Genomic DNA, 22,019 nt, shown 5'->3' on the forward strand with positions numbered 1-22,019 from the left:
TGCCGTTTATTTCAGCCCGGACGGATATTTTTGAGGAGCATGCTGTTCAGTTCGATCCGGGCCAGGGCTTCTATTTCATCGCACAGAGCCACTGCCTGTTCCAGAGTCGGACCCCAGCAGGTCAGACCGTGGGCGTGCATCAGGATGCATGAGTGGCTTTTTGCTTTCAGTCCTGCTGCCTCAGCCAGCTCCCTGCTTCCCGGGACAAGCCCAGGAATATATGAGAGCTGCTTTCTGATCGCCTCTGCCTCAAACAGTTGAGCATTTTCCAGGGGGATATGTCCAAAAAGTCCGTCGAGACAAAGCAGGTCCGGGGGATGGGTGTGGGCTATGGCCCGGGCCTGGGGCTGCTGCCTGTAAATTTCCAGATGCATCAGGGCCTCGGAAGAGGGCTGGCCATTGCCTGCAACCTGCTGTCCAGTGGACAGGTCCAGGATGCACAGATGGTCAATGGACAGAAACCCTTTGGCGCTGCCGGAACTGGTGATCAGGACCATATCCTGCTTTTTCAGGCTGAGGTTTCCGTTGAGTCCATTGAGAAGACCCTTGGAGCAGGCCCTGGCCGAGGCATTGAGCAGAGATTTTATTTCCTGATCTGAAAAGTATTTCTTCACCGGGTGAAAGTGATCTTTTGATCTCAGAACTGGTTTGATGTCCAGCACCGGGGTCTGGTCCACTACTTCCAGGGGATGGACCAGGAGATTTTTGTCTTCCATCTCCAAAAGCCGGACCTGGTGCAGACCAATGGGATTGGGTCTGTTGGGGCTGCGGGTGGCAAAGACGCCGTGTACAGGCAGTTGAGGATCATTTCTGGGCCTGCATTTCAGGGTTTCCCGGTCAGCCCGGTCCAGCCAGGTCAGGATAATAAGGTCCATGCCCGGGGTCAGCTTTTCAAGACCCTGGGAATAGTCGGGCAGAATCCGGATCCGGACCGGCGGACACTGTTCATCGCCCTGAAATGGGCATTCCTGGATGTTTTTAAAGGACGAGTCTGCATATCCAATGGTTTTAAGGTGGAACTGGTTGATTTTTTTCATTTGATTCCTCATAATTCAATAAGACAGACCATCAGGCCGGGCCGAACAGGTTTCTGGGGCAGAATGATCAGGCTGAAGGCCTGGACGCCCTGAAATCTGACTGGGTCCAGGATGCTCTTTTCCCAGGCTCGTTTATTATTAAGGGGCCAGACAGTTTAACTGCCGTTGAAAAAAAATAAACATATGACCAAGGTGTTGTCATGGCCATGGAAGATGTCCAGGATCAGGCAGTAGGCCGGATTCTGGCTGAAGACATTGTCACTCCCAATGGAAGGCTTATTCTCCCCCAGGGCACAGTTCTTTCAGGAAATCATATCTCTTATCTGAAAAAATGGGGGATATCCAGAATAAATCTGGAGCGACTGCCCGGCCCTAAGGAGTATGGCCACGGGATCAGGGCCATGCTGGAGGAAGCCGCCGAAGGCCTGCTTTCCCCAATGTACGCCTGTAATGACTACCAGAATCCCATGGTCCGGGCAACCTATCATGCCGGTCTGGGGCGCATGGTGGAACGGGCTGTGTCCGGATGGAACATCCCCAGGAAGGGGGTCAGCCTGCCGGTCAATGACGGCCGTTTCCAGGACCTGTTTTTCATGGGCGAATTCACCCTGGATGACGTGATCAGCCATGAAGTGGAGCTGGCTTCTTTTCCGGACATCTATTTCAAGGTCAATGAAGCCATTAATTCTTCAAAAAGTGATGCAGATTACCTGGCCAGGATCATCAGCAGTGATGTGAGCCTTTGCGCCAAGCTGCTCAAGCTGGTTAACAGTCCGTTTTACGGACTCAGCACCAGGGTTGACTCTGTATCAAGAGCCATAGCCCTTCTGGGGGCAGATGAGCTGTCCACCCTGGCCCTGGGCATTTCAGCCATCAGCGCCTTTCAGGACATCCCTGAAGAGCTCATTGACATGAAGAGCTTCTGGACTCATTCGGTGGCAGTGGGCATTCTGGCCCGGCACCTGGGCGGAGAAATCCCGGGGCTGTCCGGGGAAAGGCTGTTTGTGGGCGGCTTGCTGCACGACATGGGCCGGCTGGTGCTTTTCAAGAAGCTGCCGGCTGCATCCACTGAAGCCCTGATTTATTCCCAGACCAACCTGCTGCCCATGGTGGAGGCTGAGCGGGATATTTTTGGTTTTGATCATGCCATGGCCGGCCTGATGCTGGCCAGGGCCTGGAATCTGCCGGAATTTCTCCAGGACCAGATCGGTGGACATCATGATTCAGGGGACCTGACTTCTCTGGAAGCAGCCATTACCCACCTGGCTGACTTTCTGGCCATCGGGCTGGTCTTTGCAGACAAAGGCTCGCTGATCCTGCCTCCTCTGAATGACTCGGCTCTTAAGCTGACCGGGCTCACTCCGGAAGGTCTGGAAAAAATCCTGCCTGACGTGGAAAGGGAATTTAACGAGATTGTTGGAATTTTTTTCGGATAAAAGGCCCCATCCGGAAGAAATCCGGACAGGGCCTGGAGATTAATGGGCGCTGAGGCGGCGGGTCCGTTTCTTGAGACTGTGAATTTTTTTGCGCAGGGCCTGCCGGGCTGATTTTTCCTCCTGGGGCAGTTCAAGTTTTTTGGCCTGAAGTTCTTTGATCTTTTTCTTCAGGCTGCTGATCTGTTCCTGGTAGGCTTTTTTGGCTGAACCTTCTTCATCAGTGATTCCCAGAACCTCCTTGATGGCAGCCACAAGGGATTCCTTGTCCATTCCGGATGCGCCGGTGATCTGGGGGATCTTGTCCATGGCCAGCTGACGCAGTTCCTTGGCGGTCATCCTGTCCAAGGGCTTTTTCAGTTCAAGGTTGATTTCATCACTCATTGTATCCTCCTTAAAAAAATCAATTTTGAATCATTTTTCTTCAGTCTGGTCAGGTCCTTCCGGCTTGAAAAACCGGACATACCTGGCATAGCACCTGGCTACAGGAGATTCCGGGTCCATCTTTTCTCCGAGGCTGCCCAGGCGTTGAGGGGTCCTGACCTGCAATGCACCTTCTGGTCTGGAAATGAGCTTTCGGTCCAGAGGGGTCCTGCCCTTTAACAGTTCCACGCGTACCTTGTCAAAAAAATCAGATCCACAAAATGAATTGACCAGCTGGACAATGTGGTCGGACTGAAAGGTTATCTCCTGGATGACAATACTGTCCTGTGCGCCCAGGATCAAGGTCCTGTCCTTGCGCCCGATGGGCTTGACCAGACTGGCTGCTTCAGGTCCGACTATTTTTTCCCAGCTCCGGCAGATGCCGGTGAACAGATATCTGGAACCGTCCGGGTCCAGCCTGTCCAGCCATGTGCCTAGGGCTTTGTGCACGGGCTTCATGAACAGCAGTCTAAATCAGGGCCGGACGTCTGACAAGATGTTTCAGGGATGAGAATCCTGTTCTGTTCAGATTCCCAGGATACTGATTTCAATCTTCCTGGTCCTGGGCTTGACATCGTGATTAATGGCCACCACCTGCTGCCAGGTACCGAGCACGCATTTTCTGCTGCGGATCTGGATGGAAACTGACGGACCCAGAAGGGCTGCCTGGACATGGCTGTGACCGTTGCCGTCGTGCCAGGCTTTTTCATGTTCGTATTCCCTGTCCGGTAAAGCCAGTTCGTTTACGGCCCGGGTCAGGTCTGCAATGACCCCGGGTTCGTACTCAATGCAGGTCAAAGAGCCGGTGGAACCTGTGCAGGTGGCATGCAGAACGCCTGAGACAATGTCTGATTTCCGGACAAGGTCCTGAAGCTGGCCGGTGATGTCAGTAATGTCCACACCGGTTCTGGAGGAGACCTGGATCTGGCCGGTGATGTCAGTAATGTCCACACCGGTTCTGGAGGAGACCTGGATCTGGCCGGTGAAAAGTCTTAGGGCTGACATATCAAACCTCTTTTTGGCTCAGAATACCCCGGGAAGCCGGAAATGTCCAAGTCAGTTCCAGGCAGGACGGTTTTGAGGAAAAGGCCTGGCCGGTGCAGTATTCAGAGTGTGATGGCTGTGTCTGCTGCGCAGATTTCAGACTTTCTGAAAATGTATTATCAAGGTGGTTTCAAAAAACAAGCTTGATCTAAATTGTTTTTTCTGTTCAATATTCACATGAATCAAAAAAACTATATCTGCACGGGTCCTGTCTGACATTTTGAAGCCTGGGACCGGCTGAGCATTTGATTTGGCTGACAGCAATGAGGCTCGGGCCTGCTGTTTCCGGAGACAATCTTGTTGACGGTTTCAGGCCCAGGATCAGGAATAATTGAGCGTTTACCCACGGTTCATGGAGGAGCTAATGTTTTTCTATATTAAGCTTTACCTCATGGCAGTGCCTGTTTTCTTCCTGGTGGACATGGTCTGGCTGGGGGTAATCGCCAGAAATTTCTACCAAAAAAATCTAGGTTTTATCTTGAGCCCGGAAGTAAACTGGACTGCAGCAGTTGTCTTTTATCTAATTTACATAGTCGGGATTATCTTTTTTGCGGTGGTCCCGGCCCTGGAAAAGGACTCCCTGGCCAGGGCCATTGTCTGGGGCGGCCTTTTCGGTTTCTTTACCTATGCCACTTATGAACTGACCAGCATGTCCCTGATAAAGGGCTGGCCCTTGAAGGTCGTGATTGTTGATGTGGCCTGGGGTTTTTTTCTGTGCGCTACGGTCGCAGGTCTGACCTTCAAAGCGGCTAAGTGGATAAGCTAGCCTTGCTGACCGGACTTCCAAGGTCACTTGTCTTCAGAGCTGAATCGACAACTTCCTGCCCCTGCTCAGGGACCAGCCCCCTTGCCATGAGCCCCAGGATATCCATTGTCGTAGAAATAATAAGAAAAATACGATAGTTATCATCAAGGGTCGAGACATTGATGGAATCATGAAAAATGTCACCGTCAGTCGCAGAGGTAAGCACTGGTATATTTCTGTTCAGGTGGAACAGGAAATCCCAGATCCAATACCAACACAAAAGCCAAGTGTGGGTATTGATATGGGCGTAGCCAGATTTTGCACTCTGTCAGACGGTTCATTCTACACACCCCTTAATTCATTTAAAAGGCTGTCCAAGAAACTTGCCAGATTGCAGAGGGGCTTAGCTCGAAAAGTCAAATTTTCAGAGAACTGGAAGAAAACCAAAGCCAGAATAACGAAGTTGCATGAGAAAATTGCTGATGTTCGCAGGGACTATCTGCACAAGCTGTCACGACTGATAGCCGACAAGTATGGGCTGGTGGTAGTTGAGGATTTGAGAGTCAGCAATATGAGTGCTTCATCCAGGGGTACACTTGAGAGACCTGGTAGAAATGTCAAAGCCAAGTCAGGTCTTAACAGGTCTATTCTGGATCAGGGCTGGAGTGAGTTTTTCAGACATCTTGAGTACAAGCTTTCATGGCTTGGTGGCTGGCTGGAAAAAGTGAATCCGAGGAACACTTCAAGAACCTGCCCTGTATGCGGTCATACAGACAAGGAGAACCGCAGGAGTCAGAGCAGATTCAGGTGTGTAAAGTGTCTGTTTGAAGGCAATGCTGACTACGTGGCAGCCATAAACATTCATACCGCAGGGCATGCGGGAATCAACGCCTGTGGAGATGGACGGCCATCGTTGAAGCAGGAACTACCGGGAAATAGTGATACAGTACCGACCTTTTTTCCTGTCACGCCAACGGCGTGATTAAAAGGGAATCCTCTTCCTTCAGGGAGAGGAGGATGTCAATAACTTGTTGTCTTAGCTTAACAATAAAGCCATGGAAAATCCGGCCATGGGGGTCAGGCTGAAGCCGACACATAAGGCCACAAAGATCAGCAGGCCACGGCTGCCGGGCTTGCTGTCCAGGAAAGGGATGCCTGAAGCCCACAATACAGCGCATGCCGCAAAGATATACAGGTTTTCCGGTCCCCTGGTCTGTGCTGCCGGTACCAGCACAATCAGGGCCAGGGCCAAACCGTTAAGGACCAGGATCAGTCTCTGATTGATGCGGTTTCCGAAAATGACTGAGCTGCTTTTTTTGCCGCTCATCCTGTCTGATGGCTGGTCCGGGAGTGAAGTGCTCATGGCACAGGTGAGGGACAGCAAAAGCATCAGGACTATTAGCGGCCAGGATATGCAGCTGAGGTTTCCTTGCTGGGCCAGATAACCTGTAACCGGGAGCAACCCTCCAACTCCCAGCATCTGCAAAAACTCCCCACCGCCTCTGTAAGAAAGCTGAAAGGGTCTGAAGCTGTAAGCCCAGACCAGAACATGGCCGGAAAGAATCAGTAGAAGAGGGCCCCAGTTATTCCAGAGCCATCCAAGGACCAAGCCAACGGCTATGCAAAGCAGGCCGAAGATAAGGGCTGCCATGGTCAGGCTTTTCCTGGACAGGGATCTGTCCACCAGAACCCTGGACCCGCCGGAAAATATGTTGTGGGTCCTGTTCAGGGTATCTGTTTCTACGTCAGCAATATCATTGGCAAAAACAATGAAAAGCTGAACAGCCAAGCCATAAAAATGACAAAGGGCGAAAATTTCCCAGGAAAAATTACCTTGAGCATGGGCCATGGACTGGCCCAGAAGCAGGGGCAGAAAAATATACAGCTGGGAAGGCATTCTGGATGCCTGGAACCAGGCCCCTGGACTTGCAGAAAAAAGACGACCAGGTTGTCTCAGGCCTTTTAACCGGCTTTTTCCGGAATATATCTCGGATTTCATCAGGCTCATGTTTTACAGGATAAAAGATACGGCAATTTTTCAATGCTAGTGTTCAGGTTCTGTTTTGTCCATGGGATGCGCAGAAAAAACTTTGCTGCTGCCCAGGCTTTCCAGGACAGGCTTGTTTCCTTGACAACCATTGCTTGTTGCTACATATTTTTAGGATCGTATAAAATAGTATCCTTTTTGAAGGAAGTCCATTTTCTTTATGTCGTTACCTGGTGTCCTTCTGATCGCACTCGGGGCTGTCCTGCTCCTTATGCTGGGAGCCTGGCTTCTGGCCTTGGTCCGCAAAAAGGCCTGTGTGGCAGATTCGTTCTGGGGTCTGGGCTTTGTGCTGATTGCCTGGCTGTCCTGGTCAATGGGACCGGAAACTCCCAGAAGCTGCCTGGTGGCGGTCCTGATAAGCATCTGGGGACTGCGTCTTTTTTTACATATTACCATGCGCAACTGGGGGCAGCCCGAAGACCGGCGTTACAGGGCCATGCGGGAGCATTACGGTCGATCTTTCTGGTGGATCAGTCTTTTTCTGGTCTTTCTTCTCCAGGGGACCCTGCTCTGGATCATCTCTCTGGCCCCGCTGCTGGCCCAGCTGTCTCCTGTCCCGGCCAGGCTGACCTGGCTTGACTGGATGGGCTTATTTGTCTTTGCCGCAGGTCTCATATTTGAGGCTGTCAGCGATTACCAGATGAAGCGTTTCCGAAGTAGTCCAGCTAGTAAGGGCAAGGTTATGGATAAAGGATTGTGGGCTTATTCCCGGCATCCTAATTATTTTGGGGAAAGCCTTATCTGGTGGGGCATATTCATCATCGCCCTGGCTACCCCTTACGGGTGGTGGGCAGTAATCAGTCCATTACTGATCACCTTTCTGCTGCTCAAGGTTTCGGGAGTGGTCATGCTGGAAAAGGATATCAGCCAGCGTCGCCCTGAGTATGAAAAGTATAAGCGTGAAGTCAGTGCCTTTATTCCTTGGTTCCGGACCGGAGAATAAAATCTTTATGTACAACCAGAAAAAACAGCGGCAAAAAACCGGCCTGCGAATCGCTGTGGTCGGCGGCGGAGCAGCTGGGATGGCTGCCTCGTACTATCTTGGCCAGAAACATGAGGTTGACCTTTTTGAAGTGTCTCCAAAACTTGGAGGACATGTTCAGACAGTCATGGCTGATGACGGGGACAACCGGAAAATTCCTGTTGATATGGGATTTATCGTATTCAACAACAGGACTTATCCAAAATTCTGTCGATTTCTGGATGATCTTGGAGTAAAATCAGCTCCCACTGACATGTCTTTTTCCTACAGTGAGCCCCAGACAGGGTTTGCCTATGCCGGCACAGGCCTTTCCGGTCTCTTCGCCCATCGGATCAACATTATTAACCCGGGTTTCTGGAAAATGATCCTGGCGGTTCTAAAGTTCTGCAGGCATATTTCCAGGGACCTGGAACAGGGACGCCTCAAAGATGGTACCCTGGGAGGTTATATCCGGGCAAACAACTATCCGGGTATCCTCATGGACCGCTATTTGGAGCCCATGGTCAGGGCAATCTGGTCTGCCGAGGAACACGAGCCAGAAAATTTTCCTCTGGAGCGCTTTGCCAGGTTTTTTTCCAATCACGGCCTGCTAAGCATCAGGGGTGGTCCGACCTGGCTGTACATACCGGGTGGAAGCCATACTTATGTCAAGGCCTTTGAACAAAGATTTTCCGGAACCATCAGGACCGGGTGCCCTGTAAAGGGAGTATCCAGGAGTAAAGACGCAGTCACCATCCACCTGGAAGACCAGGTCCTAAAGTACGACGCTGTCGTTCTTGCCTGCCATGCGGACATGGCCCTGGAACTGCTTAGAGATCCTGGCAACGAAGAAATCAGGCTACTCATTCCCTGGCAATATGTTGGCAACGAGGTGGTCATGCATACTGATCCGTCCTTTCTTCCTCCAAATCCCAGGGCATGGGCCTGCTGGAACGTTATTGCCCAGTCAGGGGATAAGGAAAAAAGGGTCCATGTGCATTACTGGATGAATCTTTTGCAGCGTTTTTCCGCCAGTAAGAACCACGTTGTAACCCTCAATCCGCGCCGCACGGTTCCTGGTAAGGCTGTATCCCGCCGCCTGGAGATGTTCCATCCAGTGTTCAATGCTTCTTCACTCTCAGCTCAGGCAGATCTTGCCTCTCTGCAGGGAGTAAGAAATACTTTTTTCTGTGGCAGCTATCACGGCAACGGGTTCCATGAAGACGCAGCTGCTTCGGGGGTGCGGGTTGCCGAGCTTCTGGGTGCTGGTCAATGAATTCCAGAGTAATCCCGGTCTATGTTTCTCATGAGCGGCATCTCAAAATAAGTCACCGCTTCCAGTACAGATTCATGCTTCTACTTCTGGACCTGGACGAGTTGGTCCATCTGGACCGGTCCTCAAGGCTGTTTGGTTTGAACAGGTTCAGGCCAGTCTCTATTTTTGATCAGGATTTTCTGAGTCCAGGAAAGGGCAGCATAAAGAATAAACTGGAAAATCTTCTCAAGTCCAGGGCCTCCATTGAATTTTCAAAAGATTCGACCATCCTGCTTTTGACTGCGGGCAGGGTTTTAGGCCATGTATTCAACCCGGTCAGTTTCTATTTCATCTACAACCCGGAAAATGAGCTTATTTGTGTTGTGGCCGAGGTGAACAATACCTTTGGAGACAAACACGTGTACGTGCTTGACAGCCCGGAAAACTCAAAGGGGTTTCCAGCCAGGTACAGTGCAAACAAGGCCTTTCATGTTTCCCCTTTCTTTGACATGACCGGGCATTATGCCTTCAGGTTCAGCGACGTGCAAAAAGAAATGGATATCTCCATAAGTCTGATCAAGGAGGGTAAAACAGCCCTTGAGGCCAGATTGTGGCAGAATGGTCCGGCCAGAATGTTCAGTGACGCTAACCTGTTAAAGACATGGCTGGCTCATCCGCTGGCTCCCAGCCTGACCTACATGCGTATCCTGCGTCAGGCCCTGAGCCTCTATCTGGTCAAGAAACTGCCTGTCTTCACCAGGCCTGATCCTGAAAGTCCCATGACCATCAGGACAATGAAAGGAAAAACAGGCCTTGTGGACAAGGCCGCCCAGAGCCTGGTCATGGGCAACCTGAAAAAAATCTGGAAGGGCCGCCTGGAGCTGGAACTGCCGGACAAAACAGTCCGCGTGTTTCAGGGAGAAGAGCCTGGACCCACGTGCCGGATGCGAATACTGGACAGTCATTTTTTTAGAAAAATCGTGAAAAAAGAGGATGTGGGACTGGGCCAGGCCTACACCACGGGCATGTGGGCCACTGATGACCTGACAGGACTCATGGAGCTTCTGATCATGAACATGGACCGGATGTCATACAAGGAAAACCTCGGTTTTGCCGGCAGAAGCCTGCACAAGGCCATGGTTCTTGGCAGAAGAATGATCCCTGACAATGATCCCTCAGGGAGCAGGAAAAATATCCAGGCCCATTATGACCTGTCCAATGAATTTTTTGCCAGGTTCCTCGGCCCTGACATGACCTATTCATGTGCGGTTTTTGAAAACCTGGCTGAATTGAAATCGTTGGGCAAGAGCATCACTGCCAGGGAACTCCAGATGGCTCAGCATCACAAGTATGCTCTTATTGCCGGGGCTGCAGGAATAAAGCCTGGAGACCATGTGCTTGAAATAGGCTGCGGATGGGGAGGCTTTGCAGTTTTTGCGGCTGAAAAACTTGGGTGCCGGGTCCATGCGGTTACCATTTCAGACAAACAGCACAGCCATGTTCAGGAGTTGATCAAGTCTAGGGGACTTGAGAAGAAAGTTACTGCCGTCCTTGCTGATTACCGCAGCCTCAAAGGACAGTATGACGCCCTGGTGTCCATTGAGATGCTTGAGGCTGTGGGGCACAGATATCATCCTGATTTTTTCCGGGCAATGGACAGGCTTCTCAAACCCGGAGGATTGGCCTGTATCCAGACCATTACCATAATTGATCAGCGTTATGAAACTTATCGCAAAACCCGGGACTGGATCAGCACATATATATTTCCGGGCGGCCTGCTGCCCTCCCTTGAAAGGATTACCCGGGTCCTGGCCGGTCACACCTCCCTGTCCATAGCCGGAATCCGGGACATCGGACTTCATTACGTTCCCACACTGGAAGCCTGGAAGAAACGTTTCCTGGATAACAGACAGGATATTATGGCCATGGGTTTTGATGAAGAATTCTTCAAGACCTGGGAATACTATTTCAGCATCTGCCAGGCAGGCTTTAAGCAGCGCCACATCAGAGACCTGCAGATAGTCCTGGACCGTCCAGAATACATGAACAAAGGCGATCAAGGATAGTATTATGCCGGTTTACCGACTTGAATATACCCAGATCCTGCCTGTTGAAATCAGCCGGGCCTGGGATTTTTTTTCCAGTCCTGAAAATCTGTGTCAAATTACCCCTGACTGGCTTTGCTTTGAGATTAAAAACCTGGAGTCTGACGCAATATATCCGGGAATGATAATCCAGTACACAATCAGGGCGGTTGCCGGAATTCCCATGTCCTGGACAACGGAAATCACCCAGGTCAGAAAACCTGTGTTTTTCGTAGATGAGCAGCGCTTGGGTCCTTACAGGTTCTGGCATCACCAGCACATTTTTCAGGAGACTGACCTGGGTACCCAGGTGATTGACCTAGTCCATTACGCCCTTTACCTGGGATGGCCCGCCGCCTTGCTGAACCATCTGCTGGTCAGGCCCAGGCTGGAAAAAATATTTGCCTACCGCAAAAAAGCACTGGAAGATATTTTCAGGCCAGGGGTACAGATGACTTAAGGTCTTCCAGGAGGATCATTTCCTGGCTTTCCAGGTCCTGTTCCTGGCGGTCCTGTCTTGTTCTGTGTCCAGGTCCGTCTCATTTCGGGGGGGAAATATTCTTTTTCTTGTTATGAAAGTCCGCTTAAGCTGGAAGTGCCAGAAATAAGGTTTGTGGAGATTTCAGGAAAGAAGTTTGTCAGCTGTTTGCAGCTTTATCAGACTGATTCCCCAGCCGGCCTTATGAGCAGCCGATTCCACCATGCCCACGCCCAAGACTACTTCAACCAGACCATTGAGGTAGATCCATCCTCATTTCTTTTGCCCCGAGTAAAACACTTTATGCCTGGATCAACAGTTCTGGATGTAGGCTGCGGCTCAGGCCGGGATATGCTCTGGCTTACAGAGCGCGGTCCCCACTGCACCGGTCTGGATCGCTCCACTGAGATGGCCGCCCTGGCCAGGGAGCATACCGGCCTGCCGTTAATTGAAGCTATTTTTGAGTCCTATGACTTCAGCCGGATGAACATGGACGGACTCCTGCTCATCGGCGTCCTGGTCCGCTTCTACCAAACCCATGCCCTCATCACTATGAAACAAAACAGTGGCAGGGCATAGATCAAATGAAAGATGGCACTTTAAGTTTTTTTAAATGATTGACGACCTGCACGAATTTGCAATATTTGTATGTCAGGAGAAAAAATATGTTAGCTATCAGCCTGCCTGAAGACATCGAAAAAAGACTCGTTGATCTGGCTGAAAAAACGGGAAGAACAAAGACTTATTATGCCCGTGAAGCAATCATTGAGCACCTGGAAGATCTGGAAGACTATTACCTTGCGGTACACAGGTTAGAGAACCCGCCTGAAAGGACCTGGTCCTTAGAAGAGCTGGAGCAGGAAGTTGATCTGGAAGATTGAATTTGACGATCGGGCCAGAAAAGAACTGCGCAGGCTGGACCGACAGGCCCAGGTCAATATCCTTGCTTACCTGAGGAGCCGGATTGCCACAGCAGATCAGAAAATGATTTTATGACAGGTAGCCTGCATCAGGAAGTTAATGCAAGGCCCGATATATTTTCACTTATGTCCGGAGAGTAATTATGACAACACTTAATATTGAAAAATTAAGCGTGGCTGAGCGAATTCAGGTCATGGAGATCATCTGGGATTCTCTGGCTCACCATCAGACTGAGATTGAGTCTCCACAATGGCATTATGATATTCTTAAGCAGAGAAAACAAGAAATTGATAATGGTGCTGCCCGGTTTATTTCTTTTGAAGAGCTTGCGGCAAGGCGCAAATGAGAAAGATCAGAGAAGTGGTCATCCTGTCTGATGTGGCTCATGACCTTAATAATGGCAAAGAATTCTATAACCGTAGTGAGCCGGGAGTTGGTGACTATTTCTGGGACAGTCTGGTTGCTGATATGAAGTCCCTGATTATCTATGGTGGTGTTCATATAGTAAAAAATGGCTATTACCGTATGTCAGCCAAACGTTTTCCTTACTCCATCTACTATACCATTGAAAAGCAAGTTGCTTATGTAATTGCAGTTCTGCCAATGCGAAAAGATCCACTGTGGATAGAAGATCAGTTGAGGGTAAGGGAGTGATAATAAATATCTGACCAGTTTGCAGCTTTATCAGACTGACCTCAGCCCGTCCTTATGAGCAGCCGATTCTACCAAACCCATGCCCAAGACTACTTCAACCAGACCATAGAGGTTGATCCTTCCTCATTTCTCCTGCCCCTTGTAGAACACCTTACACCTGGTTCAAAAGTTCTGGATATCGGATGCGGCTCAGGCCGGGATATGCTCTGGCTTTCAGAGCGCGGTTTTCATTGCAAAGGCCTGGAACGCTCCCCTGACTTGGCTGCGCTGGCCAGGGACCATACCGGCCTGCCGGTAATTGAAGCTGACTTTGAATCATATGATCTCAGCCGGATGAATATGGACGCTGTCCTGCTCATCGGCGCCCTGGTCCACCTGCCTTACGAGCGCTTTTCGCCTGTGCTTACAAATATTCTCAAGGCTTTAAAGCCCGGCGGCCACGCCCTGATCACCATGAAGCAGGGACAGGGGAGACAGGAGGCTGATGATGGCAGGATATTTTATTTATGGGACAGGGAAGATTTGAGCAGGGTTTTCAAAGTTAATGGCTTGATTTGTGTTGATTCTTCTGTTCAAACTTCACAGGTGAGAGAAACTGATATCTGGTTGAGTTTTGTTCTGCAGACATGAAGTTTAACCATCCCCAACCATGACAGATAACTCAGAAAATAATCCCATATACTATCAGAAGCTGGTCCGCGATAAAATTCCTGCAATTATTAAAAAAAACCACCATCATCCTTTTGTCAGAACCGTATCAGGTCTTGAATTTGTAAGTGTTGCCAGGCAAAAGCTTATTGAGGAAGTCTATGAACTTTATTCAGAGGTTAAGCCAGGTAATGAAACTGCAATCCTTAAGGAATCAGCCGATGTATTAGAAATTGTCCTGGCAATTTTAAAAGAAAACAATCTGGATCTAAACGATTTGATTTCTGCGCTTCACAAGAGAAAAGCAGAAAAAGGTGGATTTGATAAAGGTTTTCTGCTTGAAAGTGTTGACGGAGATTTCCAGGGGCTGATGGATGATCATCCAGGTTTTATCTTCAGTCATCTGGATGCTGATCAGCTGATTCATCGTTTTCGGTCGGAGCTTGAGAAAAGTGATGAAGCCTGGATTGCTACGGCTTTTTGTACACCAGGAATCACAAATATTTTAACAAGCGACTTTGAGCGATTTATCCAGAGAGGTGGATCTTTAAAAGTCATCTTGTCAACCATGGGATGTGTAATCAGACCAGAATACCTTTCGCATATGAGGGATTTTGTGCCCGGACTGGACTTAAAAGTCTTTCATCCGCATGACCATCCCTATGACAAAGAGCCGGACAGAAATTTTCATGTCAAAGCATATATATTCAGACACAGAAATGGAAAAGGTTCAGTGATAATCGGTTCTTCAAATCTTACTACAGCAGGTTTTTCAAACAATATTGAATGGAATTACTATAGCTCCGGGGAAATTAACATCCCAGGCAGAACTGACGGTAAAAGTCCCTGGCAGACGGCAGTTCAGGAATTTGATAGTCTCTGGAGTGATTGTTGTGTGCCGGTTTCTGACGAGTTCCTTTATGGTTATCAGCAGAGGTATAATCACGTCCCAAAATCCAGGCAGGATTTATTTCAAGTACCTGATGAGTATGGAAAGAAAAAAACATCTCTATCATATCAACCAGGTCTGCCTTTCGATACAGACAGAAAGATTGAAGCACCTGGATACGCTGTTGGATTGAAGCCTAATGTTGCTCAAGCCGAAGCTTTGGAGGGCCTTGAGGAACTCAGAAATAAAAAAGCAAAAGCTGGAGCAGTTATCGCAGCCACCGGAGTTGGCAAAACTTATCTGGCTGCTTTTGATTTTCAGAAAAGCGGCAAAGACAAGGTTCTATATATCGCCCACAGAGAAAACATCCTTGGCAAGGCCAGAGAGAGCTTTGCTGATGTTATCGGTGCTGACGGGCTTGATATTTTCAGCGGCCAGAATAAAAATGTATCATTTGGGGCCAGAGGCGTATTTGCCATGGTTCAGACCATGTCCAGAAAGGCCAATCTGGAAAAGTTTCATCCCAGGGAATTTGACTATATTGTTTTGGATGAATTCCACCACGCCATGGCTCAGACATACAGAAAGATCATTGAATACTTCCAGCCTGATTTTCTCCTTGGCTTGACTGCTACTCCTGAACGGATGGATGGAAAAGATGTTCTGAGCATATGCGATTATAATATAGCCTATGAACTCAGACTTTTTGAAGCTATCGACAGAAATCTGCTTTGCCCGTTTCATTACTTTGCGGTCCACGACCCGACTGACTACAGCAAAATAGCCTGGAAACGAACTGATTATGATCCTGAAGAACTGACAAGGATATTAAAGGACGATACCAGAACAAAGCTGATTGCCAACAATCTGAAAAAATTTATGCCCTACCAGGGCAAGATTAAGGCCCTGGCCTTTTGCAGCTCCATTGATCACGCCCGGTATACCGCCTACAAGTTGAAAAACGATCACAATATTGATGCCATTGCCTTGACAGGAGAATCTCCTGAACCCGAGAGAAGATCGGCAATCGCCAGAATTGAAGATGAAAATGACACGCTGTCAGTTGTTACCTGTGTTGATATCTTCAATGAGGGCGTAGATATACCAAGGCTTAGTCATGTTCTCATGCTCAGGCCGACTCAATCGTTCACCGTATTTTTTCAGCAGCTTGGAAGGGGTCTAAGAAAAATCAATAATAAGGAGAGTCTTGTAGTTATTGACTTTGTGGGCAATTTTCGAACTGCTCATGTGGCTCCCATTGCCATGGCAGGGTATAATTCAATCCAGGAATACATCGATGGCAATAATGGTAAACGTTCTTCATCTTCCCCGGAAATGTCTCTGCCAAAAGGCTGTTTTATTTCACCTGATATTGAAGTCAAAAGGATATGGGAAAACAGGTTAAGAGAAATAGTTCCCATGCCCATGAGGGAACGCCTGAAAGCTCTTTATGATGAGATTATTCAGGATCTTGGTCTGAGGTCTCCAGGGCTCAGCGAGTTCTTTTCAGATCCTCAAAAATCAGATCCTCATGGCTTTATTAATTTTTTTGGCAGCTGGATAAAGACGAAAGACATTTTCAATGACTTATCCCCTGAAGAAAAAAAGATTATCGGGACTTCAAAAGAGCAGTTTCTTGAATATCTGGAAAAGGACCTGAATCCAGTTAAGTCATACAAAATGGTCGTCCTGCAGACGATCATCAGCCTTAAGGGCACATCATGGAAGGTTGAAGATATTGCCCGGGGGTTCTTGGAATATTACATAAATCACCCAGAACACCTTCATGACTATGAAGATCTCGCAAAACAGGCAAATCCTCATGATTATCGTATTTCCAGTGTTGTTTCCCACATCAAAAACATGCCCTTGAAATTTTTGAGCAACAAAGAGAGTGACTGGTTTATATTAGATCGTGAAAATGATGTTTTTTCCCTCAAGCCGGAATTGACTCCACACTGGGATGATTCTTTTTTCAAAACTCTGATCAAAGACCGGCTTGACTACGCCCTTCGCAGATATTTTTATCGGAAAACCCGCTGGCTGAATATATATTTTGACAAGCAAAGCTTTGAAAATAGAAACATTGCTTTAAGCCGTTTGTTTGTCTCATCAACCCTGGCTGAGAAAGCACCTGCACCTGGAAAGAAGTTAAGCATCAGTTTAGTGTGTCAGGATGAGAAGCATAAGGCACAAATTGTCCGAATCCCTGGAAATAAGCATTATATTCTGGATTACTCTCAAAACAATGAGCTTGCCGGGATTATGGATAGTCAAATTACCGTGAAAGCCAAAAGAGGACAGAAAGTCTTGAGGTTGTCTTATGCTGGTCAGAATGTTTTCAACATCAATCTTTTGATGTGATTTTGAGATGCCGGTTAAACTTGTGAGACATCATTAGCAATGGCCCCAAATGGTTCCTTGTCAGCTGTGTCATTGGAGCTTTGACCGGGGATTCATGAGCGTGGGCAAAGAGTATGAAGTTCTGATCTCCCCGTTATCCAGAGGAGAGCAGAACAATTCCGGCCCAATCATGACCCTTGATCACAGGCCGATTTTCAGGCCTTCGGATGAGAGACACATCCCGGATCAGAAGTGTCTGGGGTGGCACAGAAAAGAGGTTTTTAGGAAGTGAGCCTATAACAATTGGCAACTAACCATGAAACACATCCACGTAACCTGCGCAATCATTGAACGAAACGGTTTGGTTCTGGCAGCCCGACGGAGCGCTGATATGAAGTTACCCCTGAAATGGGAATTTCCCGGGGGCAAGATCAGGGCTGGGGAAGATCCCGGAGACTGCCTAAAAAGGGAGATTCTTGAAGAACTAGATCTTGAGGTTGATATTGCTGATAAACTATCTCCGTCAACACATACTTACCGCGACTTTATTGTTACGCTTTATCCATTCATCTGTAAGGCAGAGACATCTAGATATAACCTTACGGAGCATGCTGAAGCAGTCTGGTTGCGCCCTGATGAACTTTTCAGCTTAGATTGGGCCGAGGCTGACCTACCGGTCCTTGACGCTTACCTTGGCTGGCTTGAGAGAAGGAGCTGATGACAAACAAGCTTGCTTACGGCATTTACGATGCCTTGCTGGACAACCACCTTCAGGCAATTCTCGACCAATTTCCTGAACTGCGGACCGTTCTGGGCAAAATAGATGCAGAGGAGCAGCCTGCAAAGTATGCAGATTTTGTGGCTAAAGTTGTCAGGCAGGTTCTGCGTGAAGAGACGGATTCAGACAGAAGACTCCTGATCTGCAATGCTATCCTTGCTCAACTGTATGATGGCACTGAACAGCAAGTAAACATAAGACAACTGGTTGCGGGTAAAAAGCCAGTTCTCTTGGAGATAACCCCTCCCAATTATGCAAGGTCAGGCATTCCCAGACCCCACACGCCAATATTTGAAAGCAGTCTTTTCACGGGCTCTCCCCGAGACCCTCAATTAGTTCATGAGTTATTAGCCGAGATGAAGTCCGCAGATGCAGTTGATATTTTGATTTCCTTTATCAAGTGGTCAGGGCTGCGCTTGCTCATGCCTGCTTTTGAAGATCTGCGGGACCGTAGAGTGCCTGTGCGGCTCATTACTACTTCTTACATGGGTGCGTCTGATGCCCCTGCTGTTGAATGGCTGGCCCGCATGCCCAATGTGCAGGCCCGTGTTTCTTACGATACGCAGCGGACCCGGCTGCATGCAAAGGCTTATTTCTTCAAGCGTGATTCCGGTTTTTCCACGGCCTACATCGGATCGGCCAACATGTCCCACGCAGCTATGACCAGCGGCCTGGAATGGAATCTCAAGGTCACTGAACAGGACATGTTGCATATCCTGGAAAAATTTACTGCTGAGTTTGAAACCTACTGGAACAGCCGTGAGTTTATACCCTTTGATCCGGATGATCCCGGGCAGTTGCGCGAAGCGATCAGCAGGGCAAGAACCTCTAAGGCCCGGGCTCAGGTATTTTTTGACCTGCGGCCACACCCTTTTCAGGAGCGTATACTGGAAGAACTGGAGCAGGACAGAAGGGTCAATAATCAACACCATAACCTTGTTGTAGCTGCTACTGGAACTGGAAAGACTGTAATCGCAGCCTTTGATTTTCAACGCTTCTTTCAGAAAAAGCAAAAGCAGGCCAGACTCTTGTTTGTGGCCCATCGCCAGGAAATTTTAGAACAGGCCCTGGATACTTTTAGAAATGTTCTCAAAGATCACAACTTTGGCGATCTTCTTGTGGGCCAGCACCAAACTGAACAGGTAAATCATCTTTTCTGCTCGGTGGGCATGCTCACCAGCAGAAGGCTGTGGGAACAGGTGAGCAGGGATTTTTATGACTTTATCATTATTGATGAGGCCCATCACGGCACTGCAGCCAGCTACAGGCCAATATTCGACAACTTTGAACCTCAGGTTCTCCTGGGCCTGACCGCAACACCGGAACGCATGGACGGAGAAAACGTTCTGGCTGACTTCGGCAACCGCATTACTTCAGAAATCCGGCTGCCTGAAGCCCTGGAAGAAAAGCTGCTTTGTCCCTTTCACTACTTTGGCGTGGCTGATCCCATCTCTCTTAATGAGGATCGTTTCTGGAAAAGAGGCAAATATGACCTGGCTGAGCTGGACAGAATTTACACCGGCGCCCATGTTCTGGCCAGGAAGCGCCTGTATGTTGTGCTGGATGCCTTGAAGCGATACGAACCTGACCTGGATCAGGTCAAAGGCGTTGGTTTTTGTGTATCCATCAACCATGCACACTTCATGGCTAATATATTCAGCCAGCAAGACATACCTTCAGCTGCCCTGGTCTCTGGGGTTGACAACAACCAATGCCACAGCCTGCTTGAGCAGCTAAAATCCGGAGAGCTTACTTTTCTCTTCACAGTGGATAAGTTGAGCGAAGGTGTAGATGTTCCGGACTTAAACGTGGTCCTTTTTCTAAGACCCACTGAGAGCCTGACTGTATTCATGCAGCAGCTGGGACGTGGCCTGCGCCATGCACCGGCGAAGGATTGTCTGACCGTGCTGGACTTTGTGGGCCAGGCTCATAGAAAATATCGCATTGATACAAAATTGAAAGCGTTGTTGCCCAGACATCGCTTTTCCATTGACCATGAAGTGGAAATGGATTTCCCCCATCTGCCGCCTGGCTGTAGCATCCAGCTGGACCGAGTCTCCCGAAAGTATGTGTTGGAAAATATACGGGAAAACCTGCGCAACCTGGCAGTGCAGATCCCGGAGAGACTGCAGAACTTTGAAAATGAAACCGGAAAGCAGCTAACCTTTGGTAATTTTATCACCCACCATGATTACGAGCCGGAGCGCTTGCTGGTCAAAGAGACCTGGAGCGGCTGGAAGTCAAAAGTGCAATTATCAGAAATACCCAATGATCCTGATCTGAACCGCTTGAAAAAAGCATTGATCAGAATTGCCCAGATAAATGGTCCCTGGGAAATCGGCAGGCTGAGAAAAATCCTAAATAACTTGCAGGAAAAGGACATTGCCCAGGCCCTGGCAGCTGCCGGGGATTCAGCCATTGCAATGCACTACAGGATCTGGGCAGACAAGACTGACAACCTGGACATGTTCTCTCTGGAGGATTCATTTACCCGGCTTTCCAGGAATCCCACTATCCTTGCTGATATGGACGAAATACTTGCTTGGGCTGCCACCACTTCAAAGATCGGAGGCAAATCATTGGATCTCCCTTTTGAGAACTACCTGGAGCTTCATGCTAAGTATACCAGTCGGGATATCAACGCTGCCTTGGGCCTGGCAAATCTAGATTCAACAGGTCCGACAGGCATTGGCATACTGCATGCCAAACAAAATAAGACCTATGCCCTGCTGATCACATTTCAAAAAACAGAGCACGAGTTCTCCCCAACCACAATGTATGCTGACTATCCCATCAGCAGACAGCGCATTCACTGGGAGTCCCAATCCACCAATACCCAACAGGGCCAGACCGGCCAGAACCTCATCCATCACCGGGAAAAAGGTTACACTGTTCTTTTCTTTGTCCGGGAACAAAAGAAAAGCCTTGGCGTTACCATGCCATTTACTTTTCTGGGACCTGGGGAGATGGTAAGCTATGAAGGGGAACGCCCCATCAAGATGGTTTGGGATCTGCACCATCCCATGCCGGTAGAAATGTTTGAGAATAATAGACTTGGAGGATAGTCGTGCTGATTAAAGACAGAATTCCACGAACAAAGGAAATTCAAGAGCTAAAAAAATTATTACAACTCCCATTGACATCACAACAACGCTTTTTGTTAAAACGAGAGCTATGTTTTATGATTTCAGGGGAGAAGGGTGAGCAGGATTCTGAGTACTTTATCAATTTTTACTACAAGCCGTCTAATAATTGGGTTGTACTGCACGATCTTAGGCTTGAACACAGTGGACAAAGTGCTCAAATAGATCATTTATTAATCAATAGGTTGATGGACTTTTATGTTCTTGAAACAAAAAATTTTTGCTATCATTTGAGAATTACAGAGCATGGTGATTTTTTGGTATCTGACGGAAAGGAAGAGCATGCCATTGAATCACCCATTGAGCAGAATAAGAGGCATATTCATCTTTTGCAGAAAGTAATCGAAAATAATGATATTATGCCAAAGAGGTTTGGTATTCCGATTATTCCGAGATTTAGAAGCTATGTTTTGATTTCTCCAAAATCAAAGGTAATTTGGCCAGATCGTTCTAAATTTGATACTAGTCACATTATTAAGGCCGATACGATGGAAAGTACAATTATGGATAATGCTGAGCGTGACTCAAAAAAGATTTTGGGTTCAATTAAGTCGATATCAAAGCTTTCCTCTTTGGACTCTATTACAAAGATTGCAAATAGATTAGTTCAGCTGCACAAGCCCTGCTCAATTGACTATAGAAAAAAATTCGGAATATTTGAGCAGCATAAAAGTAACGATAAGAATAAGTTGTCTAAGGTTAAGCAGAACGAGGCAGACTCTATTCAAGGCGAGTACTATTGCTACGAATGTCAGAAAGCAATCAGTCTAAAGGCAGCAAAATTTTGTTGGGCGGATAAAAGTCGGTTTAGCGGAAGGGCCTATTGTTTCTATTGCCAGCAAAATTTTTGATACGTGAGTAAAAAAGGTCCTTCGAGGTTTGAAGTGGAATTCGATTTTGATTAGTCGACCCTGAAAAATTGATATTTAAGCCTGTAAGGGCTGCCTGATTCTGTTTGCAAGGTTGAATATGGATAACCTGAGATGCCAGAAATAAGGGAAAAAACGGTCCCATTTCCGGAGCAGTTTCCTGAAACTAAACGCAGCGCCGGACATGAAGGCATTGGCGGCGTTACTGGTTGTCCTTTTGAGATGATTTTGTCCATTCGAAAATCATTTTTGACATGTCCTCTTCTC

At 48.2% G+C, this 22,019-nt stretch carries 22 protein-coding genes; 17 read left to right on the forward strand and 5 right to left on the reverse strand.

Annotated features, from left to right (window positions below; all coding sequences use genetic code 11):
• Nucleotides 1-11: 11 nt before the first annotated feature.
• Entirely contained in the window at nucleotides 12-1,037 is a 1,026-nt protein-coding gene (tsaA, locus tag P771_RS18615; protein WP_028573782.1) for a tRNA (N6-threonylcarbamoyladenosine(37)-N6)-methyltransferase TrmO, read from the reverse strand.
• Between the two features lie 200 nt (nucleotides 1,038-1,237).
• Between tsaA and P771_RS0101780 the strand changes: the two genes are divergently transcribed.
• Nucleotides 1,238-2,473 (forward strand): HDOD domain-containing protein, encoded by a 1,236-nt coding sequence (locus tag P771_RS0101780; protein WP_028573783.1) that lies wholly within the window; start codon nucleotides 1,238-1,240, stop codon nucleotides 2,471-2,473.
• A gap of 39 nt (nucleotides 2,474-2,512) precedes the next feature.
• Here the strand turns inward: P771_RS0101780 and P771_RS0101785 are convergent, their stop codons facing one another.
• From P771_RS0101785 to P771_RS0101795, 3 genes are all read right to left on the reverse strand, one after another.
• Nucleotides 2,513-2,854, reverse strand: a complete 342-nt coding sequence (locus P771_RS0101785) for a hypothetical protein (protein ID WP_028573784.1) — start codon at nucleotides 2,852-2,854, stop codon at nucleotides 2,513-2,515.
• A 30-nt stretch (nucleotides 2,855-2,884) separates the two neighbouring features.
• Entirely contained in the window at nucleotides 2,885-3,343 is a 459-nt protein-coding gene (locus P771_RS16120; RefSeq protein WP_051617041.1) for a DciA family protein, read from the reverse strand.
• Between the two features lie 75 nt (nucleotides 3,344-3,418).
• Nucleotides 3,419-3,898, reverse strand: coding sequence for a secondary thiamine-phosphate synthase enzyme YjbQ (locus P771_RS0101795; protein ID WP_084301583.1), 480 nt, complete (start codon nucleotides 3,896-3,898; stop codon nucleotides 3,419-3,421).
• A 403-nt stretch (nucleotides 3,899-4,301) separates the two neighbouring features.
• Here P771_RS0101795 and P771_RS0101805 point away from each other — a divergent pair, with 403 nt between their 5' ends.
• Nucleotides 4,302-4,703 (forward strand): DUF2177 family protein, encoded by a 402-nt coding sequence (locus tag P771_RS0101805; protein WP_208595933.1) that lies wholly within the window; start codon nucleotides 4,302-4,304, stop codon nucleotides 4,701-4,703.
• A 139-nt stretch (nucleotides 4,704-4,842) separates the two neighbouring features.
• The gene (locus P771_RS16125; protein WP_279614508.1) at nucleotides 4,843-5,664 is read left to right on the forward strand and encodes an RNA-guided endonuclease InsQ/TnpB family protein; all 822 of its coding nucleotides are present in this window, start codon (nucleotides 4,843-4,845) and stop codon (nucleotides 5,662-5,664) included.
• Between the two features lie 54 nt (nucleotides 5,665-5,718).
• Here P771_RS16125 and P771_RS0101815 read toward each other — a convergent pair whose 3' ends face one another.
• A complete protein-coding gene (locus P771_RS0101815) occupies nucleotides 5,719-6,579 on the reverse strand; it encodes a prenyltransferase (protein ID WP_161635933.1) in 861 nt (286 codons plus the stop codon).
• A 310-nt stretch (nucleotides 6,580-6,889) separates the two neighbouring features.
• Between P771_RS0101815 and P771_RS0101820 the strand changes: the two genes are divergently transcribed.
• The 14 genes from P771_RS0101820 to P771_RS0101890 all read left to right on the forward strand — a co-directional run bounded on the left by P771_RS0101820 (nucleotide 6,890) and on the right by P771_RS0101890 (nucleotide 21,734).
• Entirely contained in the window at nucleotides 6,890-7,672 is a 783-nt protein-coding gene (locus P771_RS0101820; protein ID WP_028573788.1) for a DUF1295 domain-containing protein, read from the forward strand.
• Between the two features lie 7 nt (nucleotides 7,673-7,679).
• On the forward strand, nucleotides 7,680-8,966 hold the full coding sequence (locus tag P771_RS0101825; RefSeq protein WP_051617045.1) for an NAD(P)/FAD-dependent oxidoreductase: 1,287 nt from the start codon (nucleotides 7,680-7,682) through the stop codon (nucleotides 8,964-8,966).
• The gene (locus P771_RS0101830) at nucleotides 8,963-11,011 is read left to right on the forward strand and encodes a DUF1365 family protein (protein WP_028573790.1); all 2,049 of its coding nucleotides are present in this window, start codon (nucleotides 8,963-8,965) and stop codon (nucleotides 11,009-11,011) included. Before P771_RS0101825 ends, P771_RS0101830 begins: the two co-directional genes overlap by 4 nt.
• A 4-nt stretch (nucleotides 11,012-11,015) precedes the next feature.
• Entirely contained in the window at nucleotides 11,016-11,489 is a 474-nt protein-coding gene (locus tag P771_RS0101835; protein WP_035243784.1) for an SRPBCC family protein, read from the forward strand.
• Nucleotides 11,490-11,711: 222 nt separating this feature from the next.
• The gene (locus P771_RS18105) at nucleotides 11,712-12,086 is read left to right on the forward strand and encodes a class I SAM-dependent methyltransferase (protein WP_084301678.1); all 375 of its coding nucleotides are present in this window, start codon (nucleotides 11,712-11,714) and stop codon (nucleotides 12,084-12,086) included.
• Nucleotides 12,087-12,172: 86 nt separating this feature from the next.
• Nucleotides 12,173-12,388 (forward strand): type II toxin-antitoxin system RelB family antitoxin, encoded by a 216-nt coding sequence (relB, locus tag P771_RS0101845; protein ID WP_028573792.1) that lies wholly within the window; start codon nucleotides 12,173-12,175, stop codon nucleotides 12,386-12,388.
• Nucleotides 12,372-12,503 (forward strand): type II toxin-antitoxin system RelE family toxin, encoded by a 132-nt coding sequence (locus tag P771_RS19150; RefSeq protein ID WP_279614506.1) that lies wholly within the window; start codon nucleotides 12,372-12,374, stop codon nucleotides 12,501-12,503. Before relB ends, P771_RS19150 begins: the two co-directional genes overlap by 17 nt.
• Before the next feature lie 67 nt (nucleotides 12,504-12,570).
• Complete coding sequence (locus tag P771_RS0101855; protein WP_028573793.1) at nucleotides 12,571-12,774, forward strand: addiction module protein; 204 nt, start codon at nucleotides 12,571-12,573, stop codon at nucleotides 12,772-12,774.
• Nucleotides 12,771-13,082, forward strand: a complete 312-nt coding sequence (locus P771_RS0101860) for a hypothetical protein (RefSeq protein ID WP_028573794.1) — start codon at nucleotides 12,771-12,773, stop codon at nucleotides 13,080-13,082. Before P771_RS0101855 ends, P771_RS0101860 begins: the two co-directional genes overlap by 4 nt.
• A gap of 54 nt (nucleotides 13,083-13,136) precedes the next feature.
• Nucleotides 13,137-13,712, forward strand: a complete 576-nt coding sequence (locus P771_RS0101865) for a class I SAM-dependent methyltransferase (RefSeq protein WP_028573795.1) — start codon at nucleotides 13,137-13,139, stop codon at nucleotides 13,710-13,712.
• A 19-nt stretch (nucleotides 13,713-13,731) separates the two neighbouring features.
• A complete protein-coding gene (locus P771_RS16140; RefSeq protein ID WP_084301587.1) occupies nucleotides 13,732-16,983 on the forward strand; it encodes a DEAD/DEAH box helicase family protein in 3,252 nt (1,083 codons plus the stop codon).
• Between the two features lie 295 nt (nucleotides 16,984-17,278).
• On the forward strand, nucleotides 17,279-17,680 hold the full coding sequence (locus tag P771_RS0101880) for a (deoxy)nucleoside triphosphate pyrophosphohydrolase (protein WP_028573796.1): 402 nt from the start codon (nucleotides 17,279-17,281) through the stop codon (nucleotides 17,678-17,680).
• Nucleotides 17,680-20,805: a DEAD/DEAH box helicase gene (locus P771_RS0101885; RefSeq protein ID WP_028573797.1), complete on the forward strand. Its 3,126-nt coding sequence runs from the start codon at nucleotides 17,680-17,682 to the stop codon at nucleotides 20,803-20,805. The genes P771_RS0101880 and P771_RS0101885 overlap by 1 nt, the downstream gene beginning before the upstream one ends.
• 2 nt (nucleotides 20,806-20,807) lie before the next feature.
• Nucleotides 20,808-21,734 carry a nuclease-related domain-containing protein gene (locus P771_RS0101890; protein WP_028573798.1) on the forward strand — a complete coding sequence of 309 codons (927 nt, stop codon included), beginning with the start codon at nucleotides 20,808-20,810 and terminating at the stop codon, nucleotides 21,732-21,734.
• Nucleotides 21,735-22,019: the final 285 nt, after the last annotated feature.

This window comes from Desulfonatronovibrio hydrogenovorans DSM 9292, assembly GCF_000686525.1.
In the GTDB taxonomy this organism is placed as follows: Bacteria; Desulfobacterota; Desulfovibrionia; order Desulfovibrionales; family Desulfonatronovibrionaceae; genus Desulfonatronovibrio; species Desulfonatronovibrio hydrogenovorans.